This is a genomic window from Kaistia nematophila, from assembly GCF_026343855.1.
Lineage (GTDB): Bacteria > Pseudomonadota > Alphaproteobacteria > Rhizobiales > Kaistiaceae > Kaistia > Kaistia nematophila.
On the sequence record NZ_JAPKNK010000003.1, the window covers coordinates 21,835 to 40,967 of the forward strand.

At 66.1% G+C, this 19,133-nt stretch carries 24 protein-coding genes; 10 read left to right on the top strand and 14 right to left on the bottom strand.

Going from position 1 to position 19,133, the window contains the following annotated elements; all coding sequences use genetic code 11:
- The first annotated feature begins 4 nt into the window (after positions 1 to 4).
- From OSH07_RS08575 to OSH07_RS08585, 3 genes are all read left to right on the top strand, one after another.
- A complete protein-coding gene (locus tag OSH07_RS08575; protein WP_266338223.1) occupies positions 5 to 457 on the top strand; it encodes a hypothetical protein in 453 nt (150 codons plus the stop codon).
- A 36-nt stretch (positions 458 to 493) separates the two neighbouring features.
- A complete protein-coding gene (locus OSH07_RS08580) occupies positions 494 to 841 on the top strand; it encodes a hypothetical protein (RefSeq protein WP_266338224.1) in 348 nt (115 codons plus the stop codon).
- Positions 842 to 953: 112 nt separating this feature from the next.
- A complete protein-coding gene (locus OSH07_RS08585) occupies positions 954 to 1,556 on the top strand; it encodes a hypothetical protein (RefSeq protein WP_266338225.1) in 603 nt (200 codons plus the stop codon).
- A gap of 151 nt (positions 1,557 to 1,707) precedes the next feature.
- Here the strand turns inward: OSH07_RS08585 and OSH07_RS08590 are convergent, their stop codons facing one another.
- The 3 genes from OSH07_RS08590 to blaOXA form a co-directional block, all read right to left on the bottom strand.
- Positions 1,708 to 1,995 carry a hypothetical protein gene (locus OSH07_RS08590; RefSeq protein ID WP_266338226.1) on the bottom strand — a complete coding sequence of 96 codons (288 nt, stop codon included), beginning with the start codon at positions 1,993 to 1,995 and terminating at the stop codon, positions 1,708 to 1,710.
- A gap of 254 nt (positions 1,996 to 2,249) precedes the next feature.
- Positions 2,250 to 4,220, bottom strand: coding sequence for a threonine--tRNA ligase (gene thrS, locus OSH07_RS08595; protein ID WP_266338227.1), 1,971 nt, complete (start codon positions 4,218 to 4,220; stop codon positions 2,250 to 2,252).
- Between the two features lie 209 nt (positions 4,221 to 4,429).
- A complete protein-coding gene (blaOXA, locus tag OSH07_RS08600; RefSeq protein ID WP_266338228.1) occupies positions 4,430 to 5,263 on the bottom strand; it encodes a class D beta-lactamase in 834 nt (277 codons plus the stop codon).
- 102 nt (positions 5,264 to 5,365) lie between these two features.
- Here blaOXA and OSH07_RS08605 point away from each other — a divergent pair, with 102 nt between their 5' ends.
- On the top strand, positions 5,366 to 6,259 hold the full coding sequence (locus OSH07_RS08605) for a LysR family transcriptional regulator (RefSeq protein ID WP_266338229.1): 894 nt from the start codon (positions 5,366 to 5,368) through the stop codon (positions 6,257 to 6,259).
- A gap of 5 nt (positions 6,260 to 6,264) precedes the next feature.
- On the opposite strand, the gene OSH07_RS08610 is transcribed toward OSH07_RS08605, so the two are convergent.
- A complete protein-coding gene (locus tag OSH07_RS08610) occupies positions 6,265 to 7,245 on the bottom strand; it encodes an AraC family transcriptional regulator (RefSeq protein WP_266338230.1) in 981 nt (326 codons plus the stop codon).
- A gap of 125 nt (positions 7,246 to 7,370) precedes the next feature.
- Here OSH07_RS08610 and OSH07_RS08615 point away from each other — a divergent pair, with 125 nt between their 5' ends.
- Positions 7,371 to 8,264 (top strand): SDR family oxidoreductase, encoded by an 894-nt coding sequence (locus OSH07_RS08615; RefSeq protein WP_266338231.1) that lies wholly within the window; start codon positions 7,371 to 7,373, stop codon positions 8,262 to 8,264.
- 57 nt (positions 8,265 to 8,321) lie between these two features.
- Here OSH07_RS08615 and yidD read toward each other — a convergent pair whose 3' ends face one another.
- Genes yidD through OSH07_RS08635 form a run of 4 tightly spaced genes read right to left on the bottom strand, consistent with a single transcriptional unit; the run spans position 8,322 to position 9,853 of the window.
- A complete protein-coding gene (yidD, locus tag OSH07_RS08620) occupies positions 8,322 to 8,660 on the bottom strand; it encodes a membrane protein insertion efficiency factor YidD (RefSeq protein WP_266338232.1) in 339 nt (112 codons plus the stop codon).
- A gap of 31 nt (positions 8,661 to 8,691) precedes the next feature.
- On the bottom strand, positions 8,692 to 8,991 hold the full coding sequence (locus OSH07_RS08625) for a hypothetical protein (protein WP_266338233.1): 300 nt from the start codon (positions 8,989 to 8,991) through the stop codon (positions 8,692 to 8,694).
- 34 nt (positions 8,992 to 9,025) lie between these two features.
- A complete protein-coding gene (locus tag OSH07_RS08630) occupies positions 9,026 to 9,397 on the bottom strand; it encodes a VOC family protein (RefSeq protein ID WP_266338234.1) in 372 nt (123 codons plus the stop codon).
- Between the two features lie 3 nt (positions 9,398 to 9,400).
- Positions 9,401 to 9,853, bottom strand: coding sequence for an iron-sulfur cluster assembly scaffold protein (locus OSH07_RS08635; RefSeq protein ID WP_266338235.1), 453 nt, complete (start codon positions 9,851 to 9,853; stop codon positions 9,401 to 9,403).
- A gap of 129 nt (positions 9,854 to 9,982) precedes the next feature.
- On the opposite strand from OSH07_RS08635, the gene folE reads away from it, so the two are divergent.
- Both folE and hisI read left to right on the top strand, forming a co-directional pair.
- Positions 9,983 to 10,597 (top strand): GTP cyclohydrolase I FolE, encoded by a 615-nt coding sequence (folE, locus tag OSH07_RS08640; protein ID WP_266338236.1) that lies wholly within the window; start codon positions 9,983 to 9,985, stop codon positions 10,595 to 10,597.
- Positions 10,598 to 10,683: 86 nt separating this feature from the next.
- Positions 10,684 to 11,145: a phosphoribosyl-AMP cyclohydrolase gene (hisI, locus tag OSH07_RS08645; RefSeq protein ID WP_266338237.1), complete on the top strand. Its 462-nt coding sequence runs from the start codon at positions 10,684 to 10,686 to the stop codon at positions 11,143 to 11,145.
- 18 nt (positions 11,146 to 11,163) lie between these two features.
- On the opposite strand, the gene OSH07_RS08650 is transcribed toward hisI, so the two are convergent.
- Both OSH07_RS08650 and OSH07_RS08655 read right to left on the bottom strand, forming a co-directional pair.
- Entirely contained in the window at positions 11,164 to 11,592 is a 429-nt protein-coding gene (locus OSH07_RS08650) for a CBS domain-containing protein (RefSeq protein ID WP_266338238.1), read from the bottom strand.
- 229 nt (positions 11,593 to 11,821) lie between these two features.
- On the bottom strand, positions 11,822 to 12,562 hold the full coding sequence (locus tag OSH07_RS08655) for a rhomboid family intramembrane serine protease (protein WP_266338239.1): 741 nt from the start codon (positions 12,560 to 12,562) through the stop codon (positions 11,822 to 11,824).
- A 410-nt stretch (positions 12,563 to 12,972) separates the two neighbouring features.
- Here OSH07_RS08655 and OSH07_RS08660 point away from each other — a divergent pair, with 410 nt between their 5' ends.
- From OSH07_RS08660 to OSH07_RS08670, 3 genes are all read left to right on the top strand, one after another.
- Positions 12,973 to 13,614 (top strand): PAS domain-containing protein, encoded by a 642-nt coding sequence (locus OSH07_RS08660; RefSeq protein ID WP_266338240.1) that lies wholly within the window; start codon positions 12,973 to 12,975, stop codon positions 13,612 to 13,614.
- A 420-nt stretch (positions 13,615 to 14,034) separates the two neighbouring features.
- Positions 14,035 to 14,649, top strand: coding sequence for a transglutaminase-like cysteine peptidase (locus tag OSH07_RS08665; RefSeq protein ID WP_266338241.1), 615 nt, complete (start codon positions 14,035 to 14,037; stop codon positions 14,647 to 14,649).
- Positions 14,650 to 14,916: 267 nt separating this feature from the next.
- On the top strand, positions 14,917 to 15,996 hold the full coding sequence (locus tag OSH07_RS08670; protein WP_266338242.1) for a CAP family protein: 1,080 nt from the start codon (positions 14,917 to 14,919) through the stop codon (positions 15,994 to 15,996).
- Between the two features lie 75 nt (positions 15,997 to 16,071).
- Here OSH07_RS08670 and OSH07_RS08675 read toward each other — a convergent pair whose 3' ends face one another.
- The 4 genes from OSH07_RS08675 to OSH07_RS08690 all read right to left on the bottom strand — a co-directional run bounded on the left by OSH07_RS08675 (position 16,072) and on the right by OSH07_RS08690 (position 18,985).
- Positions 16,072 to 16,593: a gamma carbonic anhydrase family protein gene (locus OSH07_RS08675; RefSeq protein WP_266338243.1), complete on the bottom strand. Its 522-nt coding sequence runs from the start codon at positions 16,591 to 16,593 to the stop codon at positions 16,072 to 16,074.
- A 168-nt stretch (positions 16,594 to 16,761) separates the two neighbouring features.
- Entirely contained in the window at positions 16,762 to 16,977 is a 216-nt protein-coding gene (locus tag OSH07_RS08680; RefSeq protein ID WP_266338244.1) for a DUF3126 family protein, read from the bottom strand.
- A gap of 117 nt (positions 16,978 to 17,094) precedes the next feature.
- Positions 17,095 to 17,919 carry a serine O-acetyltransferase gene (gene cysE, locus OSH07_RS08685; protein WP_266338245.1) on the bottom strand — a complete coding sequence of 275 codons (825 nt, stop codon included), beginning with the start codon at positions 17,917 to 17,919 and terminating at the stop codon, positions 17,095 to 17,097.
- A 307-nt stretch (positions 17,920 to 18,226) separates the two neighbouring features.
- The gene (locus OSH07_RS08690; RefSeq protein ID WP_266338246.1) at positions 18,227 to 18,985 is read right to left on the bottom strand and encodes an alpha/beta fold hydrolase; all 759 of its coding nucleotides are present in this window, start codon (positions 18,983 to 18,985) and stop codon (positions 18,227 to 18,229) included.
- Positions 18,986 to 19,133: the final 148 nt, after the last annotated feature.

Here is a 19,133-nt window from a genome sequence, read left to right on the forward strand (position 1 = left end):
CGTCGTGACGCGCAAATTGCGCGGCGGCGGCTCGGAATCAATCGCCTACACCGATACCGGCGCCTACTCGATCGCGATTTCGACCCGCACCAGCGCCACGGCGATGTCGAGCACCTTTGCGGCGGGCAGCGCGTTCACGGCGAGGGACGTCTATGCGGCGGCCCGCAGCGCGGCGACCGCATACGCCCACGCCACCCAGACCAATGCCACGGCATGGGCCCGGGCAACCGCCTTCGCCAAGGGCAAGACGCCGACCGGCTTGTCCAGCGCGTCGAGCAGTTCGTTCGCCAGCGCCAACTTCAACAACCGCGCGTCGACGACCAATTTCGGCCTCGGCGGCAACCTTGGCAGCGGCCCCTTCAAGACGGTGCGGATCGCCAGCCTGAACGGCAAGGGCGCCACCACCTGCGTCTGGAGCCAGCAGCAGAAGACCCTCTACTGCCAGCCGTTCCGCTAGGTCGATAACCGCGGAACAGCGCTCGGAGTACACATCATGCGTATCACCTGCCCTATCCATCCCGCCAAGCTCGCCGCCCTCAGCCTCGCCGCCGGCCTGCTGGCCGTCGGCGCCACCGGAGCAAACGCCAGCAATACCGGTGGGAACACCATGCTGAACGATCCCGCCGACTGGTTGCTCCGCCAGGCCGAAACCCTGACGCCGGGAGGCGGCATGACCACCGCGCAGAGCAGCGCTTCGGCCTGGTCCCAGAACAACGGCGATCACGGCATGACCGTGACCACGACCCGATCCGGCGACGTCACCAGTTGCATGGTCGTCGAATGGAAGCGGGAGAACGGCGCCATCAGGAAATGGCAATACCGCTGCGACGCCCAGCCCTGATCGGACCGGACCGGACCGGGCAGGGATCGGCAAGCCGCCGGAAGAAAATGCAGAGGTTCATCCAAGTCTATTGCGGTTCCCTTTGACGGGAACAATCAGGGGAGTTTCAAGCATGCGTCCGTATTCCATCACCAAAATATCGCTTGTGACGTCAGCGGCGCTGGTATCGCTTCTCGCCTTCAGTAGCGCCCCTCTGGCCGCCGGCTCCGCCACCAGCAGCAGCGGCAGCCATTCGAGCGCCTCCTCATCCGGCCCCTCCGGCTCGGCGACCGCCTCCAACACGTCGAGTGGCAGCGCCAGCGGCGGCGGCGGCGGCGGTTCCGCCGGCGCGGGGGCCAACGGCACCTCGACCAGCAACGCCGGGGCCACGACCTCGGGCACCGGAAGCGCGCAGGGCTCGTCCTATGGCGGCTCGTCATCGACCGGCAACGGCTGGGACACCAACGCAACGGCAACCCAGACCGCCACGGTCGGCACGTTCGCCTATGCCGCGAGCGAAGGCCCCGATGACGGCACAGGTCCTGGCCAAGGCCCAGGCGCGGGCCCAGGCGCTCCGGGTGCGGGCCCCGGGGCCAATCCGTCCGCCGGCGGCTTCCTGGCCAGGCTGTTCGGCTCGAGCAACCAGACCGCATCGAATATCGACTGCTCGAACTACAAGCCGATGACCTGGAACCAGGCAAAATACTGGAAGTATCACTGCGAATATAGGCGATAGAAGTTCGCAGAATAACTCACGATTCCTGATCACATATATTTCAATCAGAATTCATTTCAAATTACGAAATAATAAGAAATAATCAGACTTGGCGCCGACTTACGATTATCGCGACGCCACAAATGTCGAAGTATCGCGTAAACCAAGGGAGTTATACTATGACCAAGTATCGTACTGCCCTCGTCGGCGTTGCCGCTTCAGCATTGTTCGTGCTTGCCTCCGCTTCGGCTATGGCGGGCCAGGCCTCCAGCTCTGCCACGCAGAGCGCCGGCGGCACTTCCACGACATCGTCGACCGTGACCGGTAGCGGCTCCGCCGGCTTGGCCAGCGGCAGCGGCGGCGCCACTGGTGCCAGCACGAGCACGTCCGGAAGCTCGTCGACCACGCAGACGGCCTCTTCGAGCAACAGCTGGGGTTCGGTCGGCGTGGCCGGCGCCATCGGCGGTTCGTCGGGCAGCGCTGGTAGCGATTATCACGGCGGTGGCGGCGGCTCGGGCCTCTTCGGTGGCCATGGCGGCGGCGGAACCTCGGGCGGCTCGTCGCAGGGCAGCTCGGCAGGCACCGGCGGTCTCAGCTTCTCTTGGGGCCCGTAGCAGGCTCCTGACTGCTTGCGGGTTCGTATCGAGTACTGCGAGCAAAAAAACGGCCGGGGGAAACCCCGGCCGTTTTTCGTTTCTTCAATACCTCGAAGGCTTAGCCTTCGAGCTGCGCCCGGACCAGGTCCGGCGGGGTCGCCTCGGCAACCAGCGACGCGATCGCCTCATCCAGCGACATCGACACCTGATCGCGCGACCCGATGCGGCGCAGGTTCACCGTCTGCTCTTCCGCCTCGCGCTTGCCACAGACCAGGATCACCGGGATCTTGGCCAGCGAATGCTCGCGAACCTTGTAGTTGATCTTCTCGTTGCGAAGATCGACCTCAGCGCGCAGGCCGGCCTTGCGAAGCTTGGCGACGACCTCTTCCGCATAGGCGTCCGAATCCGAGGTGATCGTCGTGACGACGACCTGCTGCGGCGCGAACCAGAGCGGGAAGTGTCCGGCGAAGTTCTCGATCAGGATGCCGAGGAAGCGTTCCATCGAGCCGCAGATGGCGCGGTGGATCATCACCGGCGTCTTCTTGTTGCTGTCGGAATCGACATAGAAGGCACCGAAGCGTTCCGGCAGGTTGAAGTCGACCTGCGTCGTGCCGCACTGCCATTCACGGCCGATCGCGTCGCGCAGGGTATATTCGAACTTCGGACCGTAGAACGCACCCTCGCCTTCGAGGATGCCGGTCTTGATCTTACCGCCCGACTGCTCCTCGATCGTCTTCAGGACCCTGGTCATGACCTCTTCGGCATGATCCCAGTTCTCATCCGAGCCGACGCGCTTTTCCGGACGCGTCGACAACTTCACGACGATCTCGTCGAAGCCGAAATCGGCATAGGTCGAGAGGATCAGTTCGTTGATCTTCAGGCACTCTTCCGCCATCTGCTCTTCGGTGCAGAAGATGTGGGCGTCGTCCTGCGTGAAGCCGCGCACGCGCATCAGCCCGTGCAAAGCGCCAGACGGCTCGTAGCGATGCACCGCGCCGAACTCGGCGAGGCGCAGCGGCAGGTCGCGATAGGACTTCAGGCCGTGCTTGAAGATCTGCACATGGCCGGGGCAGTTCATCGGCTTGATCGCGAAGACGCGCTCGTCCTCGGTGTCGTCGCCGGCCGACTGCGCCGCGAACATGTTCTCCTTGTACCAGCCCCAGTGGCCCGACGTTTCCCAGAGCGACTTGTCGAGCAGCTGCGGCGCGTTGACCTCCTGGTAACCAAGCGGACGCAGCCGCCGGCGCATGTAGGAGATCAGCTCCTGGAACATCGTCCAGCCCTTGGCGTGCCAGAAGACGACGCCCGGTCCCTCTTCCTGGAAATGGAACAGGTCCATCTCGCGGCCGAGCTTGCGATGGTCGCGCTTCTCCGCCTCTTCCAGCATGTGGAGATAGGCGTCGAGCTGGACCTGGTCATGCCAGGCCGTGCCGTAGATGCGCGTCAGCATCGGATTGTTGCTGTCGCCACGCCAATAGGCGCCGGCCACCTTCATCAGCTTGAAGGCGGAACCGATCTGTCCCGTCGAGGCCATGTGCGGGCCGCGGCAGAGGTCGAACCAGTCGCCCTGGTTGTAGATCTTGAGATCCTGGCCTTCCGGGATCGCGTCGATCAGCTCGACCTTGTAGGCCTCGCCCTTGTCGGCAAAGACCTGCTTGGCGTGGTCGCGCGACCAGACCTGCTTGGTGAAGGGAGCGTTGCGCGCGATGATCTCGCGCATCTTCTGCTCGATCTTCGGCAGGTCCTCGGTCGTGAAGGGCTCGTTGCGGGCGAAATCGTAGAAGAAGCCGTTCTCGATCACCGGGCCGATGGTGCATTGGGTGCCGGGGAAAAGCTCCTGCACCGCCTCGGCCATCACATGCGCCGCGTCATGGCGGATCAGCTCGAGCGCGCGCGGGTCGTCGCGCGTCACGATCTCGAGCTTCGCATCACGGGTGATCGGGTCGGAAAGGTCGGACAGCACGCCATCGAGGGTCATGGCGACCGACTTCTTGGCGAGCGACTTGGAAATGCCTTCGGCGATCGCCTTGCCGGTCACACCGGCGTCGAACTGGCGAACGGAACCATCGGGAAATGTCAGATTGATCATATCTGTCTCCTGCTCACTCCCGCAGACGAACGCGGGTAAGCGGTTGGGCTGAAAGAAAAGCGAGATCCGGACCCCGCCCCACCGGCCGACAATGCCGGTGCGAGACGGCTATACGATGGCAGCGCGCCATTCAAGCCGCAGTCCCCAAATGGGAACGAAACCGGCGGAAATCGAGCGCCCGGCCCGCTTTCCGCCGATGATGGCGCCCGTCAGCCGCCGGCCAGCCCGGCGAAATCCGCGATCATCGCGTCGCGGGCGATCATGCCGCCATAGGTCTTGGAGCGTTCATTGCCGAGGTTGAAGCGTGCGAAGGCGATCCTGCGGCCGCCCTTTTCGCCCCAGCCGACGAACCAGCCGATCGGCCGGGCCCGGTCGGACTTGCCCTTGGCGGTGCGCAGGAAGCCGCTGCCTGTCTTGCCGTGCAATGTCCAGCCACCCTCGGCCGGAAACTGCGCCAGGCTCGCCTCGGTCGCCGCATAGGCATGGTCGGACACGGCGAGCTTGCGATCGAGGAAGCGGCGGATGAACGCCACCTGCTCGTCGGGCGAGATGGTGAGCGACGAATTCAGCCAGGACTGGGTGAGCCCGTCCTTCTTGCCCGGATTGCCGGAGACATCCTCGTTGCCATAGTCGAAGCGGTTGACGTAGTCGCGGAAGCGCGCCTCGCCCAGCTTGCGGGTCAGCTCCTGCGAATACCAGACGATCGAATCCTTCAGCCAGATCGTCGGATCGGTAGCCTTCTTCTGCTGTTCCATCGTGGTCTGGAATTCCGGACGGTAGTCCCAGAGCGGGTTGTGCGGATCGACCAGAACGCCGGAATCGAAGCCCATCACGGCGAGCGGCAGCTTGAAGGTCGAGCAGGGCGAGAAACGCCGTTCGGCCGGGCCGTCGCGATGGACCGTTTTGCCGGTCGCGACATCGACCAGCACCCGGGATACGAATTTCTCTGATGCCAGCGCGGCCGTGGCGAAGCCGGGCCCTCCGAACAGAGCCGTGCCGGCTATCAGCATGAAACCCTTCGAAAACTGCCGCCTGTCGATCATTCGAGCCATCTCCTTCGATTGCGTGCCCCTTGGTAGGCCACTCGCCAGGGGCGGACAAACGATGATAATTCTGGCAAGCCATAAGAAAATCTAAGGTATCCGATGGTCCGTCCGCATCTGCCGCTGAACGCGCTCAAGGCCTTCGAGGCCTCGGCACGACATCTGAGCTTTACCCGCGCCGCCATCGAGCTGGCCGTGACGCAGGCCGCCGTCAGCCATCAGGTCAAGTCGCTGGAGGAGCGGCTGGGCTCGACGCTGTTCCGCCGGCTTCCGCGCGGGCTGGCGCTCACCGACGAGGGGCAGGCGCTGCTGCCGGCGCTGCGCGATTCCTTCGACCGCATCGCCGCCGTGCTCGAGCAGTTCGAGGGCGGCCATGTCCGCGAGGTGCTGAATATCGGCGTCGTCGGCACCTTCGCGGTCGGCTGGCTGATCGAGCGGCTGCCGGAATTCAAACTCGCCCATCCGTTCGTCGATCTTCGCCTCTCGACCAACAACAATCGCGTCGACATCGCCGCCGAGGGGCTCGACTTCGCCATCCGCTTCGGCGACGGCGCCTGGCACAGCACGGAGGCGGAGCGGCTTTTCGCGGCGCCTCTTTCCGTCCTCTGCATCCCCGAGATCGCCGAGCGGCTTGCGGAACCGCAGGACCTTCATGGCGAGACGCTGCTGCGCTCCTATCGCGCCGACGAATGGCCAAGCTGGTTCGCGGCGGCCGGCGTCGCGGCGCCGACGGTGAAGGGGCCGGTGTTCGATTCCTCGCGAACCATGGTCGAGGCGGCCCTGCTCGGCGCCGGCGTGGCGCTGGCGCCGCCACTGATGTTCCGCCGCCAGCTCGGCGCCGGCACGATCCAGCAGCCGTTCCAGACCACCGTCACGAACGGGAGCTACTGGCTGACCTGGCTGAAATCCTCGACCCCGACGCCGGCCATGCGCTCGTTCCGGGCCTGGATCCTCGCCGCGTCCCTGCCCTTCGCGGATGCGGCCGCTGCCGACTAGCAGGCCTATGCTGCCAGCCCGTCGGCGACCGGCGCCAACGCGCCTTGCGCCGCGCCGTCGCCCTCCCCGGCCTCGCCATGGCCGGCGCGGCCATATTGCCGGGGCGAACAGCCCATGACCCGCTTGAAGGCCGTGCTGAACGCGCTTTCGGATTCGTAGCCGAACGACAGGGCGATGCTGGAAACCGAATCCCGCGAGTTCGCCAACCGGTCGCCGGCGAGCAGCATGCGCCAGCGCGTCAGATATTCCATCGGCGACTTGCCGACCGTCTCCTTGAAGCGCAACGCGAAGGACGAGCGCGACATGCCGGCCAGTTCCGCCAGAGCCTGCAGCGTCCAGCGCCGCGCCGGCTCGCCATGCATGGCATGGATCGCCGCCCCCATCTGCCGGTCGCCGAGCGCGAACAGCCAGCCGACGCCGCCGCCCGGCCCCTCGGCCATATGCAGCCGCAGCGCCTGCACGAGGATCATGTGGGCCAGGTGCTGGATCACCAGGAAGCCGCCCGGCTGCGGCTCGCGCAGCTCCTGCATCATCCGCTCGACCGACCAGCGCAGGGTCTCCTGGTCCGCTTCGTGGCGCAGGTGAACGATCGGCGGCAGCACGCCGAGCAGCATGGCGGCATAGTTGCCGTCGAGCGCGAAGCGGCTGCTGACGAGGAGGCAATCGCCGCCGCCCTTGTGGGTGACGATGCCGCCCTTCGGCACGCTGGCAAACACCGTCGACGCATCGACGGATGGCAGCGCCAGGTCGCTGGCGAGACGAAACGGCCGGCCGCTCGGCAGCAGCATGCTGTCGCCCGCCTTGAGCAGCACCGGCTCGGCCGCGCCGTCGACGGCCAGCCAGCAACGGCCCGAGACGACCGCGCCGCACTTGATGCTCTGCTGCTGGTCGGGAAACTGGATCGACCAGTCCCCGCCGGCATCGAAGCCGGCCGACATGTAGTTGCGCGGCCTCATCAGGGACAGCACGTCGGAAAGGGGATCCATGGTCTCACCGGACGATTGCGAAGATAGTGCGGACTTTCCAGCATAGATCGTATTGGGGCTATCGCCTAGCTTGCCGGCAACCGGTCGCCCGCGACCGCAACGAGCCATGAGAGAAGGACATCATCATGCGCGTCTTCGTCACCGGAGCCTCGGGCTTTATCGGCTCCGCCGTCGTCCGGAACCTGCTCGATGCCGGGCATCAGGTGCTGGGCCTTGCCCGCTCCGACGCCTCGGCCAGCGCCCTCGCAGCCATCGGCGCCACGCCGCACCGGGGCGACCTGCAGGACCTGCCAAGCCTGCGGTCGGGTGCAGAACTCTCGGACGGCGTGATCCATACGGCGTTCATCCACGACTTCGCGAAGTTCAAGGAGAACTGCGAGATCGACCGGGCGGTCATCGAGACGCTGGGCGCGGTCGTCGCCGGCACGGAGCGCCCGCTGGTCGTCACCTCCGGCACCGGCCTGCTCGCGAATGCCGGGCTCATCACCGAGGCCGATCGGACCACGCCGGGCGCCGGCCATCCCCGCGTCGCCTCGGAGGAAGCCGCGGCGGCAGCGGTGGCGAAGGGCGCGCGCGTCTCGGTGGTACGCCTGCCGCCTTCCGTCCATGGCGTCGGCGACCACGGCTTCGTGCCGCTTTTGATCAGCCTCGCCCGCGACAAGGGCATTGCCGCCTTTGTCGGCGACGGGTCGAACCGCTGGCCGGCCGTCCACCGCCTCGATGCCGCCAACCTGTTCCGGCTGGCGCTGGAAGAGGGCGCCACCGATGCCCGCTATCACGGCTCTGCCGAGGGCGGCGTGCCGTTCCGCGAGATCGCCGAAGTGATCGGCCGCCGGCTCGGCCTGCCGGTCGTCAGCCTGTCGCCGGAAGAGGCGGCCGGCCATTTCGGCTGGTTCGCGCATTTCGCCGCGATGGACAATCCGTCCTCGAGCGACTGGACGCGGCAAACGCTCGGCTGGCAGCCCACCGGTCCCGGCCTGATCGCCGATCTCGACCAGCCGGCCTATTTCGGCAGCTAGACTTGTTGGATCGCGTTTTCTTCACGCGAACCGGTATCCACTTCGCTCGAAAACGCTCTAGACGTCCAACCGGGTCGCAGGATCGATGTGCTTGCCGGTCCACTGGCCATAGGCCCAGGGCCGGTACCACCGGCCCTTCGCCGGCAATTGCTCCGGTACCGGGTCATAGCCGGACGCGCCGAACGGGCCGCAGCGCTGGAAGCGGGCAAGCGTCATCCAGCCGCCGGCCCACAGCCCGTAGCGGCGGATGCATTCCTCGCCATAGCTGGAGCAGGTCGGCAGATAGCGGCAGTTCTGGCCGATGAAGGGGGACAGCGTCAGCTTGTAGACCCGGATCAGCCCGATGCCGATCCAGCCCGGCCAGCGCGACGGCGAAAAGCCGCCTGTCGCCCGCATCGTCGTAGAGGGCGAGCCGTGCGCGCAGCCGTCACGATGGGCAGTGGAAGTACAGATAGCGTCCGGCCTCCTGGCCCGCGGCCCGCGCAATCGCATGGTCGCCGTTGATCTTCTTCGCCTCGGCCAGCGCGATCGTGGCCGCCGTGACGACCTGGGTCAGCTTGCCCCGGTCGGAACAGACCGGATGCAGGTTCGGCGTCGTCGCCCTGACCCGGTCGACGATCGCCTGGGCGTCGGAGGATAGCGCGAAAGCAGGCGCCAGCGCAGCCAACAGTCCGAGCGCGGCGCCTGCGAGACCCGGCACGACGCCATGGCGATCGATACGTGTCATGCGACTCCCTCCTCCAGGCGGGCGCACCGGCGCGTCAGGTCTCGGCGCGGCGGCACACCGCTTCGATGTTGTGTCCGTCCGGATCAATCACATAGGCCGCATAATAGTCCTGGCCATAGCCCGGCCGCAGTCCGGGCCCGCCATTGTCGCGACCGCCCGCCTCCAGCGCGGCGGCGTGGAACGCGCGCACGGCGGCCCGATCCCGCGCCGCGAAGGCGACATGGATGCGGCCGCTCGGGCCCGCCGGCTCGCCGATCCACAGCAGGACATGGCCATCCTCGCCGAAGGCCGCCCAGTCGTCGCGTTCGTGCAGGATGCCGATATCGAGCGGCCCCAGCGCCTGCACGTAGAAATCGCGACTTCTCAGGAAATTCCGGACATTGAAGCCGATATGGTCGAATGGCATGCCTCACCCCGCCGCCAGCAATTGCGCCCGCTTCGCCTCGATCTGGCCGATCGCGTCGACGACCGCGTCGAAGGTGAGCAGCGTCGAGGCGTGCCGGGCCTTGTAGTCGCGCACCGGCTCCAGGAAGCGCATATCCTCGAAGCGTCCCTCGGGCGGCGCGCCGTCTTCCGTCAGCATGCGCCGCATGGTTTCGCGCAGCGCCCGCAGGGTCGCCGCGTCGGTGCCGACGATGTGGCGCGCCATCACCGAGGACGAAGCCTGGCCGAGCGCGCAGGCGCGCACCTCGTGGCTGAAATCGCTGACGACATCGCCGTTCATCTTCAGATGAACGGTGACGGTCGAGCCGCAGAGCCTGGAATGCGCCGTCGCGCTCGCATCCGGCTGATCAAGCCGGCCGAGCCGCGTCAGGTTGGCGGCGAATTCCAGGATCCGCGCATTGTAGATGTCGTCGATCATTGCGACCTCCTGGCGCCAATATAGAAACTCGCCAACCGAGGGACCAGATAGTAGGACTGCGGCCAAGCAGTCGCATTACCGGCCAATTCGAGTCCCTCCGCCCGAATCCGGCCCAGTCGGAGTACCCCCATGGACGCCAAGAGCCCCGCAAAGCCGCCCGAGTCGCGCGCAAACCTCCGTCCGAGCCGCGAAGAGGCCGAGGCCGCCGTCCGCACGCTGATCGCTTGGGCCGGCGACGATCCAACCCGCGAGGGCCTCATCGATACGCCGAAGCGCGTCGCCAAGGCGTTCGGCGAGTTCTACAAGGGCTATCACGAGGATGCCGCCGAGACGCTCGACCGCGTGTTCGACGAGGCCGGCGGCTATGACGACATCATCCTCGTGCGCGACATCCCCTTCTTTTCGCATTGCGAGCACCACATGGTGCCGTTCATCGGCAAGGCGCATATCGCCTATTACCCGAAGGGCGGCGTCGTCGGCCTGTCCAAGCTGGCCCGCGTCGTCGACATCTTCGCCCGCCGGCTGCAAATGCAGGAGCGGCTGACCAACCAGATCGCCGAGGCCATCGATACCGGCCTCGATCCACGCGGCGTCGCCGTGATGCTGGAAGCCGAGCATCATTGCGTCTCGATGCGCGGCGCCCACAAATCGGGCGTCTCGACGATCACCACCAGCTTCACCGGCATCTTCCACAAGGACCCGGCCGAGCGCGCCCGCTTCCTGTCGCTGGTCCAGCACCGCTAGGCCCACCCGCCCGCCTGTCGCCGCCTTTTCCGCTTCCTTCGCCGCCGAGCCGGCGCTATGGCAGCTACAACCTGCCGGAGTAGACCATGACCACGACGATATTCGCCGCACCGGGCTCGCATGCCGAGGTCGAGGAGGGCACCGCCCTGACGCCGCGCTTCGGCGCCGACGGCCTGATCGCGGCGGTCGTCACCGATTTCGACACCGGCGACGTCGTCATGCTGGCGTGGATGAACGCCGAGGCGCTGGCGAAGACGATCGAGACCGGCGAAGGCTGGTACTGGAGCCGCTCGCGCAAGGAGCTCTGGCACAAGGGCGCCACCAGCGGCCACGCCCAGACGGTCCGGGAAATGCGAGTCGATTGCGACCAGGACGCGATCTGGATCAAGGTCCAGACGGCCGGCACCGGCGCCAACTGCCATACCGGCCGCAAGGGCTGCTTCTATCGCAACGTCCCGGTCGGCCAGGCGGCCGGCACCGAAACCCGGCTCGCCTTCACCGGCGACGAGCCGCTGTTCGACCCGAAGGCCGTCTACGGCGACGCCTGAGGCAAGCGCGCGGCGCGGTCACGCCATCGCGATATAGGCGCGCATCTCGTCGGCCTCGCGCTCGACCTGCTCGATCCGCGCCTTGACCACGTCGCCGATCGAGACGATGCCGGCGAGTTGCCCGGCGTCAACGACCGGCAGATGGCGGAAGCGCCCCTCGGTCATCCGCGCCATCACCTCGTTGATGGTGTCGCGGTCGGTGCAGGTGACCACCTTCGCCGTCATGATCGACGATACGGCTCCATCGATGGAGCCGACGCCTCGGGCGAGCGCCCGCACCACGTCGCGCTCCGAGACGATGCCGACGATGCGATTGGCGGGATCGGTGACGACGACGGCGCCGATCCGGCGATTGGCCAGAAGATGGACGACGTCGGAAATGCTGAGGTCGGCGGAGACGGTGACGACGTCTCTCCCCTTCTTCGACAGAATCGCGGCAACGGTCATTGGCGTCGGCTCCCTGTTCCAACAGGGCCGGCCGCTCTCTGAGGTGGACCGGTCCGGACCCAATCATGATCGGAGGCACGATCGCCTGGCGATCATCCACCGTGCACGACGCCGAGGCTTCTGCGCTCTGGTCGCCCTGCCCGTTTCCTGATGATGGGACCGGACGCAAGGGAATGCAAGGGAATGCAGGCCATGACCGCGCGCGAGCCGGCGCCAGGCCAGCCCTCGATCAGCGGCGGCGGCTACCGACCGGGTCGAACCAGGGGAAGCACAGCAGGCCGAAGACGAAGCCGCCCAGATGAGCCTCCCAGGCGATCGTGCTGTTGGTCACGCCGGGTGGCGTGAAGATCAGGCCGAACACCAGGTTGAACACGAACCAGACGCCGAGGAAGGCGACGATGCGGCGGTCGCGCGCCATCTCGAGGATCGAGAGAGCCGGCCGGAAATCGGCGTCGGGACGCGGGATGCCGCCGCCGAGCCGGCCACCGGCCGAGAAGGCGAAGCGGGCGGATGCCGCCATCTGGGCCGAGATCGCCGCCGAGGCGCCGATCAGCGGCGCCTGGCCGGAAGGATAGAGCAGAAGATGCGCCGCCGCGCCGGCCGCCGCGCCGCCGAGCGAAAAAACCAGGAAACGCCAGGGGCCGAAGCGGCGGGCGAGCGGCGTGCCGAAGGCGGCGAGCCACAGTGCATTGACGCTATAGTGCATCCAGTCGCCATGCAGGAAGGCGTAGCTGAAGAAGGTCCAGACATCGCCGGCGACGCCGCCCGGCCAGTAGAAGCCCGGGATCGCGGCTCCCGTGAGACGGATGGGGAAGAAGGCGAAGGTGGCGATCAACCAACTCGCCTGCGCCTCGTCCAGCACATAGACGCGAACGGCGTGCACGATCGCCAGCACGGCCAGCGAGGCAATGATGACGGCGGGAAGGTTGAATACGGGTTCGCGCTCGGCGCGTTCGCTTCTCGGGCTCATTGGTCCGGCATAGTCGGCCCGCGATTTCGGCGCAAGCGCGGCGACCCCAACGGCTATGAAAGAAACCAGGCCACGAGAGGAAACAGGGGCTTAGAAATGGATCGGCCGTCCGGCGCGCTTCTCAGACGGGCACGCACGGACGGCCTTCGTCACGCCCCGTCTAGCCCCCCGGCATAAGACGCCCCGTGAACGCGACGTAACCTGTCATGCTTCAAATTTAAGATCAATATCGAAATGCCCTCAACTTGTGCGTAACCCTATCCGGCGGCTTTTGCCCAGTCGGTCGCGCCATCTGCTATGAGCCCATCCGAGGCGGCGTTTTCTCTCCCCCATCATCCGCCCGCCCGAACCGCAAGGCGTTGTGACGCCAGCAAAACCGGCCACAGCGCGCTCATGAGCTTCGCATATCTATGAGGCATTCCTCGACCCAGCAGTTGCATGCGTATTGGCTCCGCAAGCGTGGCGGCAGTCCTGCGCCGCTGCGCAGTGCGATCGAGCCCGCTGCTATCGTCCCGCTGCTGGGCGACCTGTTCATCCTCGATGCCGCGGCGCCGGGCACGGCCCCGTTCCGCCTCGCCGGCACCCGCTTCTGCGCCAACCTTGGTCGCGAATTGACGGGATCGGATTTCCTCTCGCTCTGGCCGAGCGCAGACCGCGACGCGTTGACCTCGGCGCTTGGCGCAATCGTGAGCAACGGCGCGACGGCCGTTCTGGAGGTCCTCGGCCGCACCGAGCGAGGCAATCCGCTCATGGCCGAAATGCTGCTTCTGCCCGTCAGCCAGGACGGGAGGCGCATCGACCGCGTCCTCGGCCTGCTGGCGCCGCTGGAGCGCCCCTATTGGCTCGGCCTGCATCCGATCCCTCAGTTGGAGATCGCCGGCCTTCGCTGGCTACCACGGGAAGAAGCACCGCCGGCACGGCCAGCGGTCCTGACCACGCCGCCCCCGGCGGCCTCCCCGGCGCCACTCGGCCGGCCTGCGGCGAGCGAGCCGCCGCTTGCGGCCGGCCGCCGTCATCAGCATCTCGTCGTCCTCGACGGCGGCAGGGATTGAGCCGCCACGTCTGAACGCCCGGCCAAGACGGCGGGCGCCCTATCCCTTCGACGCAGCGCGAGAGAGCCGCCTCCCCGCTCGCGGCAGAACCGCGCCCGCCCGAACTGCCGGGATGGGGCCGAAAGACACGCCCGCGGGCCTCCCCGCAGCGCTATTCACAATTTCCTTACCATGCTGTGTCGGCCGCATCACAGCGCGTTCAGGAATCCAGCGATTCCGCGAGATTGCGCTGATCGATCGCCGCGCATTGTCCACCCACGATAGACAATGCCGCAAGGCCAATTGGTTAATCGTTCATTAAACGAAAGCTTAAACTTCGTCACGAATTTGAAGAGAAGTCGATTAGAATCATCGCACTTGGCTTAGATCGCAGTAAAAGTCTATATGGCATAGTCTTCCTCGGACCAGAGGACGGGTTTTATGTCGTTTGTACGCGTATCGAGTTGCATTGCCGGGCTTGCCATGTTCTTCGGCCTCATCGCTGGAGCCGCCGCGCAGGATCACCCCGCCTTCATGCGGGTGACGGGCAAGACCAGCCAGCCGGTCGGCCATTTCGAGCTCTGCTCGCGGATGCCCGTCGAATGCAACGAGATCACGCGCAACACCGCCCCCGTTCATCTGACGGTCACGCGCTGGAACGAGCTGATCGCCGTCAACGACAACGTCAATACTGCCATCGAGCCTGTAACCGACCAGGAACTCTATGGTCGTGAGGAATACTGGAACTATCCGGAAGACGGTAAGGGCGACTGCGAAGACTTCGTTCTGCTGAAGCGGCGCGAGCTGATCGAGAAGGGCTGGCCCGCCGGATCGCTGCTGATCACCGTCGTCCGCCAGACCAATGGCGAAGGCCACGCCGTGCTGACGGTCCGTTCGGACCGGGGCGACCTCGTGCTCGACAATCTCGAACCCAAGATCAAGCTCTGGGGTGACACCGAGTACCAGTTCGTCAAGCGCCAGTCGGACCAGAACAGCGGCCGCTGGGTTTCCATCGACGACGACCGTCCGACCCTGGTCGGCAGCATCAAGCGCTGATCACACCGGCAGGCCGCGCCGCGGCCTGCCCTTCCCCGGTCTTCGCCTGCGCCTCGTCCCTGTAAAGCCAAGCCGCACCGTGGCTAGGGCAACAGAAAGCCGGACACCTTTCCCTAACGTCACTTCCGGGTTACTCTGCGTTCTTCATATTTCCGATCCAGCCTTTCTTCAGGGGGATGTCGGTTTATGTCGAACGCTCGCTCCAGATGGACCGCAGGCGTCCTCGCGACGCTTTGCCTGATCGCGATCATCGGGATCCTGGTCCCCATGACCGCGGCGAACGCCCTAACGAAATTCCCGCCCTTCGGCGGCGTCGGCGACCATGATGACACCGACATGTGCCCCTCCGGCTACTACCTGGTCGGGGCGAAGATCCGCTCCGGATCCTGGCTCGACCAGATGGCGCTCACCTGCGCCCCGGTCGACCCGGCGACCGGGGCTACCGGCCTCGCCAAGGACGTGCTGCCGCCCCGCGGCGGCAATGGCGGCGGCCCATCAAGCGGAACCTGCCTGCCCGGCTTCATCATCCACGGCGTCGGCATGCTGATGACGCCGGGCGACCGCCAGGTCCGGCTGATGATCTTCAACTGCGTCTCCACCATCAGCGCCGACCGGCACAATCTCGACCTGGGCAACAATGCGCCCGTGTTCCCCAACATCGTCCAATCCTGCCCGGCCGGCGAGGCCGTCGTCGGGATCCGCATCCGCCACGGCCGGCATGTGAACGCGCTCGGGCTGATCTGCGACAGCTTCGAGCAGATCACCGTCAAGCCGCCGCCGGAGGTTGTCGTGGTCGATTGCCCGGAATCGGGCGACGAAGTGCCGACCGAATGGAGCGACATGCTCAACGCGCACAATGAGCGGCGGGCAGAGCATTGTGCTCCCAAGCTCAAATGGTGCGAATCCCTCGCCAAATCGGCGCAGGTCTATGCGAGCCAGTGCATCGTCGGCTCACATGACAAGAACATCGCGCCCAACACCGGCGAGAACCTGGCCAATGCCTATTATTTCGACCAGAACGGCACCCCGGTGCTGCCGGCGCTCTCCGATCGCGATGCGTTCGAACAGAGCTGGTACTGCGAAATCGCCAATTATGATTTCAACAACCCGGTCTTCGTCGGCGGCTTCACCCAGAACTGCCAGCGAGTGAACGGCCACTTCACCCAGGTGGTTTGGAAGGACACGGGCTTCCTGGGCTGCGGCCGCGCAACCTGCGAGATCGACGGCCACCAGGGCACCCAGTGGGTCTGCCGCTACAGGCCGGCCGGCAACGTCAATGTCAGCGACCCGTTCGTCCTCAGCCAGCAGGTGCACAAGCCCCTGCAGCCGGGACAGGAATGCCGCTGAGCCCCGCCCCCGGCAAACAAAGAGCCCGCCATTCCGGCGGGCTTTTTGTTGTCTGCGAATGCGCGCGGGAAAAGCCTATTCGAAGCCCGCCGCATAGCGCCGCCAATTGGCGACATAGTGGGCCGCGCCCTCGCGCAGCCGGGCAAAAGTCGTTTCGTCCAGCGCGCGGATCACCTTGGCCGGCATGCCGACGACGAGCGAGCCATCGGGGATCTCCTTGCCTTCCGGAACCAGCGCACCGGCGCCGATGACGCAATTGGCGCCGATCTTCGCGCCGTTCATGACCGTAGCGCCCATGCCGACCAGGCTGTTCTCGCCGATCGTGCAGCCATGCAGGATGGCGCGATGGCCAATCGTGCAGCCTTCGCCGATCACAAGCGGAAAACCCATGTCGGTGTGAAGGACGCAATGTTCCTGGACATTGCTGCGCGCGCCGATGGTGATGCGCTCATTGTCGCCGCGCAGCACGGCGCCGAACCATATCCCGACCTCGTCGCCGAGCGTCACCTTGCCGATTACGCGAGCGTCGGGCGCGACCCAGAAGCGGTCGGCGGCGGGAACTTCCGGCCAGAGGCCGTCAAGGGCGTGCAGGGGCATGGCGTGTTCCGGTCCAGGACGCCGACCGGAGGCGCGATGCGCCGGCGGTCGGCGGATGGCGGCGCACGGTGTGCCGCCTTGTCAGTATCCACGATCGGCGCGCCGCCGGAGCGACGCCACCATCATGGAACCTCGTTCGGTCGGCGCAGGCGCGCCGGACGCGCCGTATCAGGCTTCCTCGAGATCGATGTCGAGGATCGCCATCGTGAAGTTGTAGGAGAGCTCGCCCTCCTCATCGTCACGGAACAGGACGCCGACGAACTCGTCGCCGAAATAGACCTCGGCCGTGTCGTCCTTGCGCGGGCGCGGACGGACGGTGATGCCCTTCATGTTAAAGCGGCGCTGGAAGAAGCTCTCGAGCTTCTGGATCTCTTTGCGATCCAATTTGATCTCCTGAGGTTCGGGGGAACTACCGGGTATCGCCACCGCGCCGCTAGGCGCCGCGACAGGTCGCAGGCACCGCCCCGAACGGCGCCGCCACAACCCATGAGACTGATCCGATTATGCCTGATCCGGCACGATCTGGTCCATCATTCGCGACGGTTCCGCACAGGGCGCCTTGCCGACCACCTTGGCCGGAACACCGGCGACGGTCGTGTTGGGGGGCACCGAATGCAGCACCACGGAACCCGCCGCAACGCGCGAGCAATGGCCGATCTCGATATTGCCGAGGATCTTGGCGCCGGCGCCGAGCAGGACGCCATGCCGGACCTTGGGATGGCGGTCGCCGGATTCCTTGCCCGTGCCGCCCAGCGTCACGCCTTGCAGGATCGAGACATCGTCCTCGATCTCCGCCGTCTCGCCGACGACGAGGCCGGTGGCGTGGTCGAGGAAGATGCCCTTGCCCATAGGCACGGCCGGATTGATGTCGACCTGGAACACCGAGGAAGAACGGCTCTGCAGGTAATAGGCGAAATCGCGCCGGTTCTGTCCCCACAGCCAATGAGCGAGACGATGGGTCTCGATGGCGTGGAAGCCCTTGAAATAGAGCAGCGGCTCGATGGCGCGCGTGCAGGCGGGATCGCGGTCGAACACCGCCTGGATATCGACGCGCACCGCCTTGGCGATGCCGGGCTCGTCGGCGAAAGCCTCGGCGAAGGCCTGGCGGATGAATTCCGCCGAAAGATCGCGATGATGCAGCCGCTCGGCGATGCGATGGGCGACGGCCTCTTCCAGCCGGTCGTGGTTCAGCACCGTGGCATAGATGAAGCTCGCCAGCGCCGGCTCGGCGCGCATGATGTCTTCGGCCTGCGACCGGATGGACGACCAGAGCGGATCGAAGCTCGCAAGCCCCTCGCCCACGACACGGGAATTGACGGCCGACATTGACGTCTCCTTGCTGCCATCCATCGCTGCAGCCAGTTCGGAGCAGCACCCTAACATGGGGTCGGGATGCCGCAAAACAGACCTCCGCGAGGAAAAATTGCTCGCAGGCCGGCCCGCCGACATGCGGCCCGGATGGGGCTCAGAGACATATCGGCCGGCCCGGAAAAAGCAACGAAAATCCAGATAATCGGACCGCAAATCGAGGGATAGCCGCCGCGACGGAGCCGAAACGGCGCGATCCCGGGCGGAATCAAGCCTTGAAGGGCGGCCGGCAAGCCCCCGACGGAACGGAGCTTTGATCCGCGCTTCAGGAAAGGCCGCGCCGCTCGAGGAAGGAGAGCACGCCCGCCTTGTAGACCTTGTCGCCGACGGCGAGCATGTGGTCGCGCTTCGGGATATCGAGCACCTCGGCGTTCGGCAGGATCTCGGCGAGCTGGGCGGCGGAGCCGGCCAGTTCGTCGCGCTCGCCGACGGCGACCAGCACCGGCAGGCGGAGCGTGGCGAGATCATCCGCCGAGATCGGCTGCCGCGTCGCCTTCATGCAGGCCGCAAGCGCGATGCGGTCGCTGCGAGTCTGGTCGGCGAACCTGCGGAACATCTGGCCGATCGGATCGGTGATGCTGTCGGGATCGTCGGTCTCGAGCGCGTCGACGACCGGCCCCCACGGCCCGATGCCGGTGACGATGCCATAGCCGAGGCCGCCGAGAATGATCGACTTCACCATCTCGGGATGCGCCAGCGCCAGGAAGGCGGTAATGCGGGCGCCCATCGAATAGCCCATGACGTCCGCGCGGGCGATGCCGAGATGCAGCAGCAGGTTGCGCGCGTCCTCCGCCATGGCGGCGACGCGATAGGCGGCGACCTCGTGCGGCTTGTCGCTGTGCCCGTGGCCGCGATTGTCGAAGGCGATGACGCGGCGGCCCGCCTTCACCAGCGTGTCGACCCAGCCGGGGTTGACCCAGTTGACCCGGGCGCTCGATGCGAAACCGTGGATAAGCAGGATCGGCGGCCCCTCGCCCTCATCCAGGTAAGCGATGGAGTGGCCATTGGAAAGGAAGCTTTGCATTGGGGGATTCCGACGATGTCTGCGGCGCAGTTATGAAGGATCGCGACGACCGCGCCAAGGTGTCGCCGCTGGTGGGTGCCATGCGGTCTGTTCATGGCGACGTCGCAACGCTATGGTCCGCGCAACCGCTGCTTCGAACCGACGGACC

Excerpts from the sequence above, each read along its gene's own strand:
- OSH07_RS08625 (WP_266338233.1), bottom strand. The coding sequence starts at position 8,991 with ATGACACGTATCGATCGCCATGGCGTCGTGCCGGGTCTCGCAGGCGCC.
- blaOXA (WP_266338228.1), bottom strand. The coding sequence starts at position 5,263 with ATGATCGACAGGCGGCAGTTTTCGAAGGGTTTCATGCTGATAGCCGGC.
- OSH07_RS08615 (WP_266338231.1), top strand. The coding sequence starts at position 7,371 with ATGCGCGTCTTCGTCACCGGAGCCTCGGGCTTTATCGGCTCCGCCGTC.
- hisI (WP_266338237.1), top strand. The coding sequence starts at position 10,684 with ATGACCACGACGATATTCGCCGCACCGGGCTCGCATGCCGAGGTCGAG.
- OSH07_RS08690 (WP_266338246.1), bottom strand. The coding sequence starts at position 18,985 with ATGCAAAGCTTCCTTTCCAATGGCCACTCCATCGCTTACCTGGATGAG.
- OSH07_RS08585 (WP_266338225.1), top strand. The coding sequence starts at position 954 with ATGCGTCCGTATTCCATCACCAAAATATCGCTTGTGACGTCAGCGGCG.
- OSH07_RS08660 (WP_266338240.1), top strand. The coding sequence starts at position 12,973 with ATGAGGCATTCCTCGACCCAGCAGTTGCATGCGTATTGGCTCCGCAAG.
- cysE (WP_266338245.1), bottom strand. The coding sequence starts at position 17,919 with ATGTCGGCCGTCAATTCCCGTGTCGTGGGCGAGGGGCTTGCGAGCTTC.
- OSH07_RS08610 (WP_266338230.1), bottom strand. The coding sequence starts at position 7,245 with ATGGATCCCCTTTCCGACGTGCTGTCCCTGATGAGGCCGCGCAACTAC.
- thrS (WP_266338227.1), bottom strand. The coding sequence starts at position 4,220 with ATGATCAATCTGACATTTCCCGATGGTTCCGTTCGCCAGTTCGACGCC.
- OSH07_RS08635 (WP_266338235.1), bottom strand. The coding sequence starts at position 9,853 with ATGATCGACGACATCTACAATGCGCGGATCCTGGAATTCGCCGCCAAC.
- OSH07_RS08665 (WP_266338241.1), top strand. The coding sequence starts at position 14,035 with ATGTCGTTTGTACGCGTATCGAGTTGCATTGCCGGGCTTGCCATGTTC.
- OSH07_RS08630 (WP_266338234.1), bottom strand. The coding sequence starts at position 9,397 with ATGCCATTCGACCATATCGGCTTCAATGTCCGGAATTTCCTGAGAAGT.
- OSH07_RS08590 (WP_266338226.1), bottom strand. The coding sequence starts at position 1,995 with ATGGCGCCGGCCACGCCGACCGAACCCCAGCTGTTGCTCGAAGAGGCC.
- folE (WP_266338236.1), top strand. The coding sequence starts at position 9,983 with ATGGACGCCAAGAGCCCCGCAAAGCCGCCCGAGTCGCGCGCAAACCTC.
- OSH07_RS08670 (WP_266338242.1), top strand. The coding sequence starts at position 14,917 with ATGACCGCGGCGAACGCCCTAACGAAATTCCCGCCCTTCGGCGGCGTC.
- OSH07_RS08675 (WP_266338243.1), bottom strand. The coding sequence starts at position 16,593 with ATGCCCCTGCACGCCCTTGACGGCCTCTGGCCGGAAGTTCCCGCCGCC.
- OSH07_RS08655 (WP_266338239.1), bottom strand. The coding sequence starts at position 12,562 with ATGAGCCCGAGAAGCGAACGCGCCGAGCGCGAACCCGTATTCAACCTT.
- yidD (WP_266338232.1), bottom strand. The coding sequence starts at position 8,660 with ATGCGGGCGACAGGCGGCTTTTCGCCGTCGCGCTGGCCGGGCTGGATC.
- OSH07_RS08650 (WP_266338238.1), bottom strand. The coding sequence starts at position 11,592 with ATGACCGTTGCCGCGATTCTGTCGAAGAAGGGGAGAGACGTCGTCACC.
- OSH07_RS08580 (WP_266338224.1), top strand. The coding sequence starts at position 494 with ATGCGTATCACCTGCCCTATCCATCCCGCCAAGCTCGCCGCCCTCAGC.
- OSH07_RS08605 (WP_266338229.1), top strand. The coding sequence starts at position 5,366 with ATGGTCCGTCCGCATCTGCCGCTGAACGCGCTCAAGGCCTTCGAGGCC.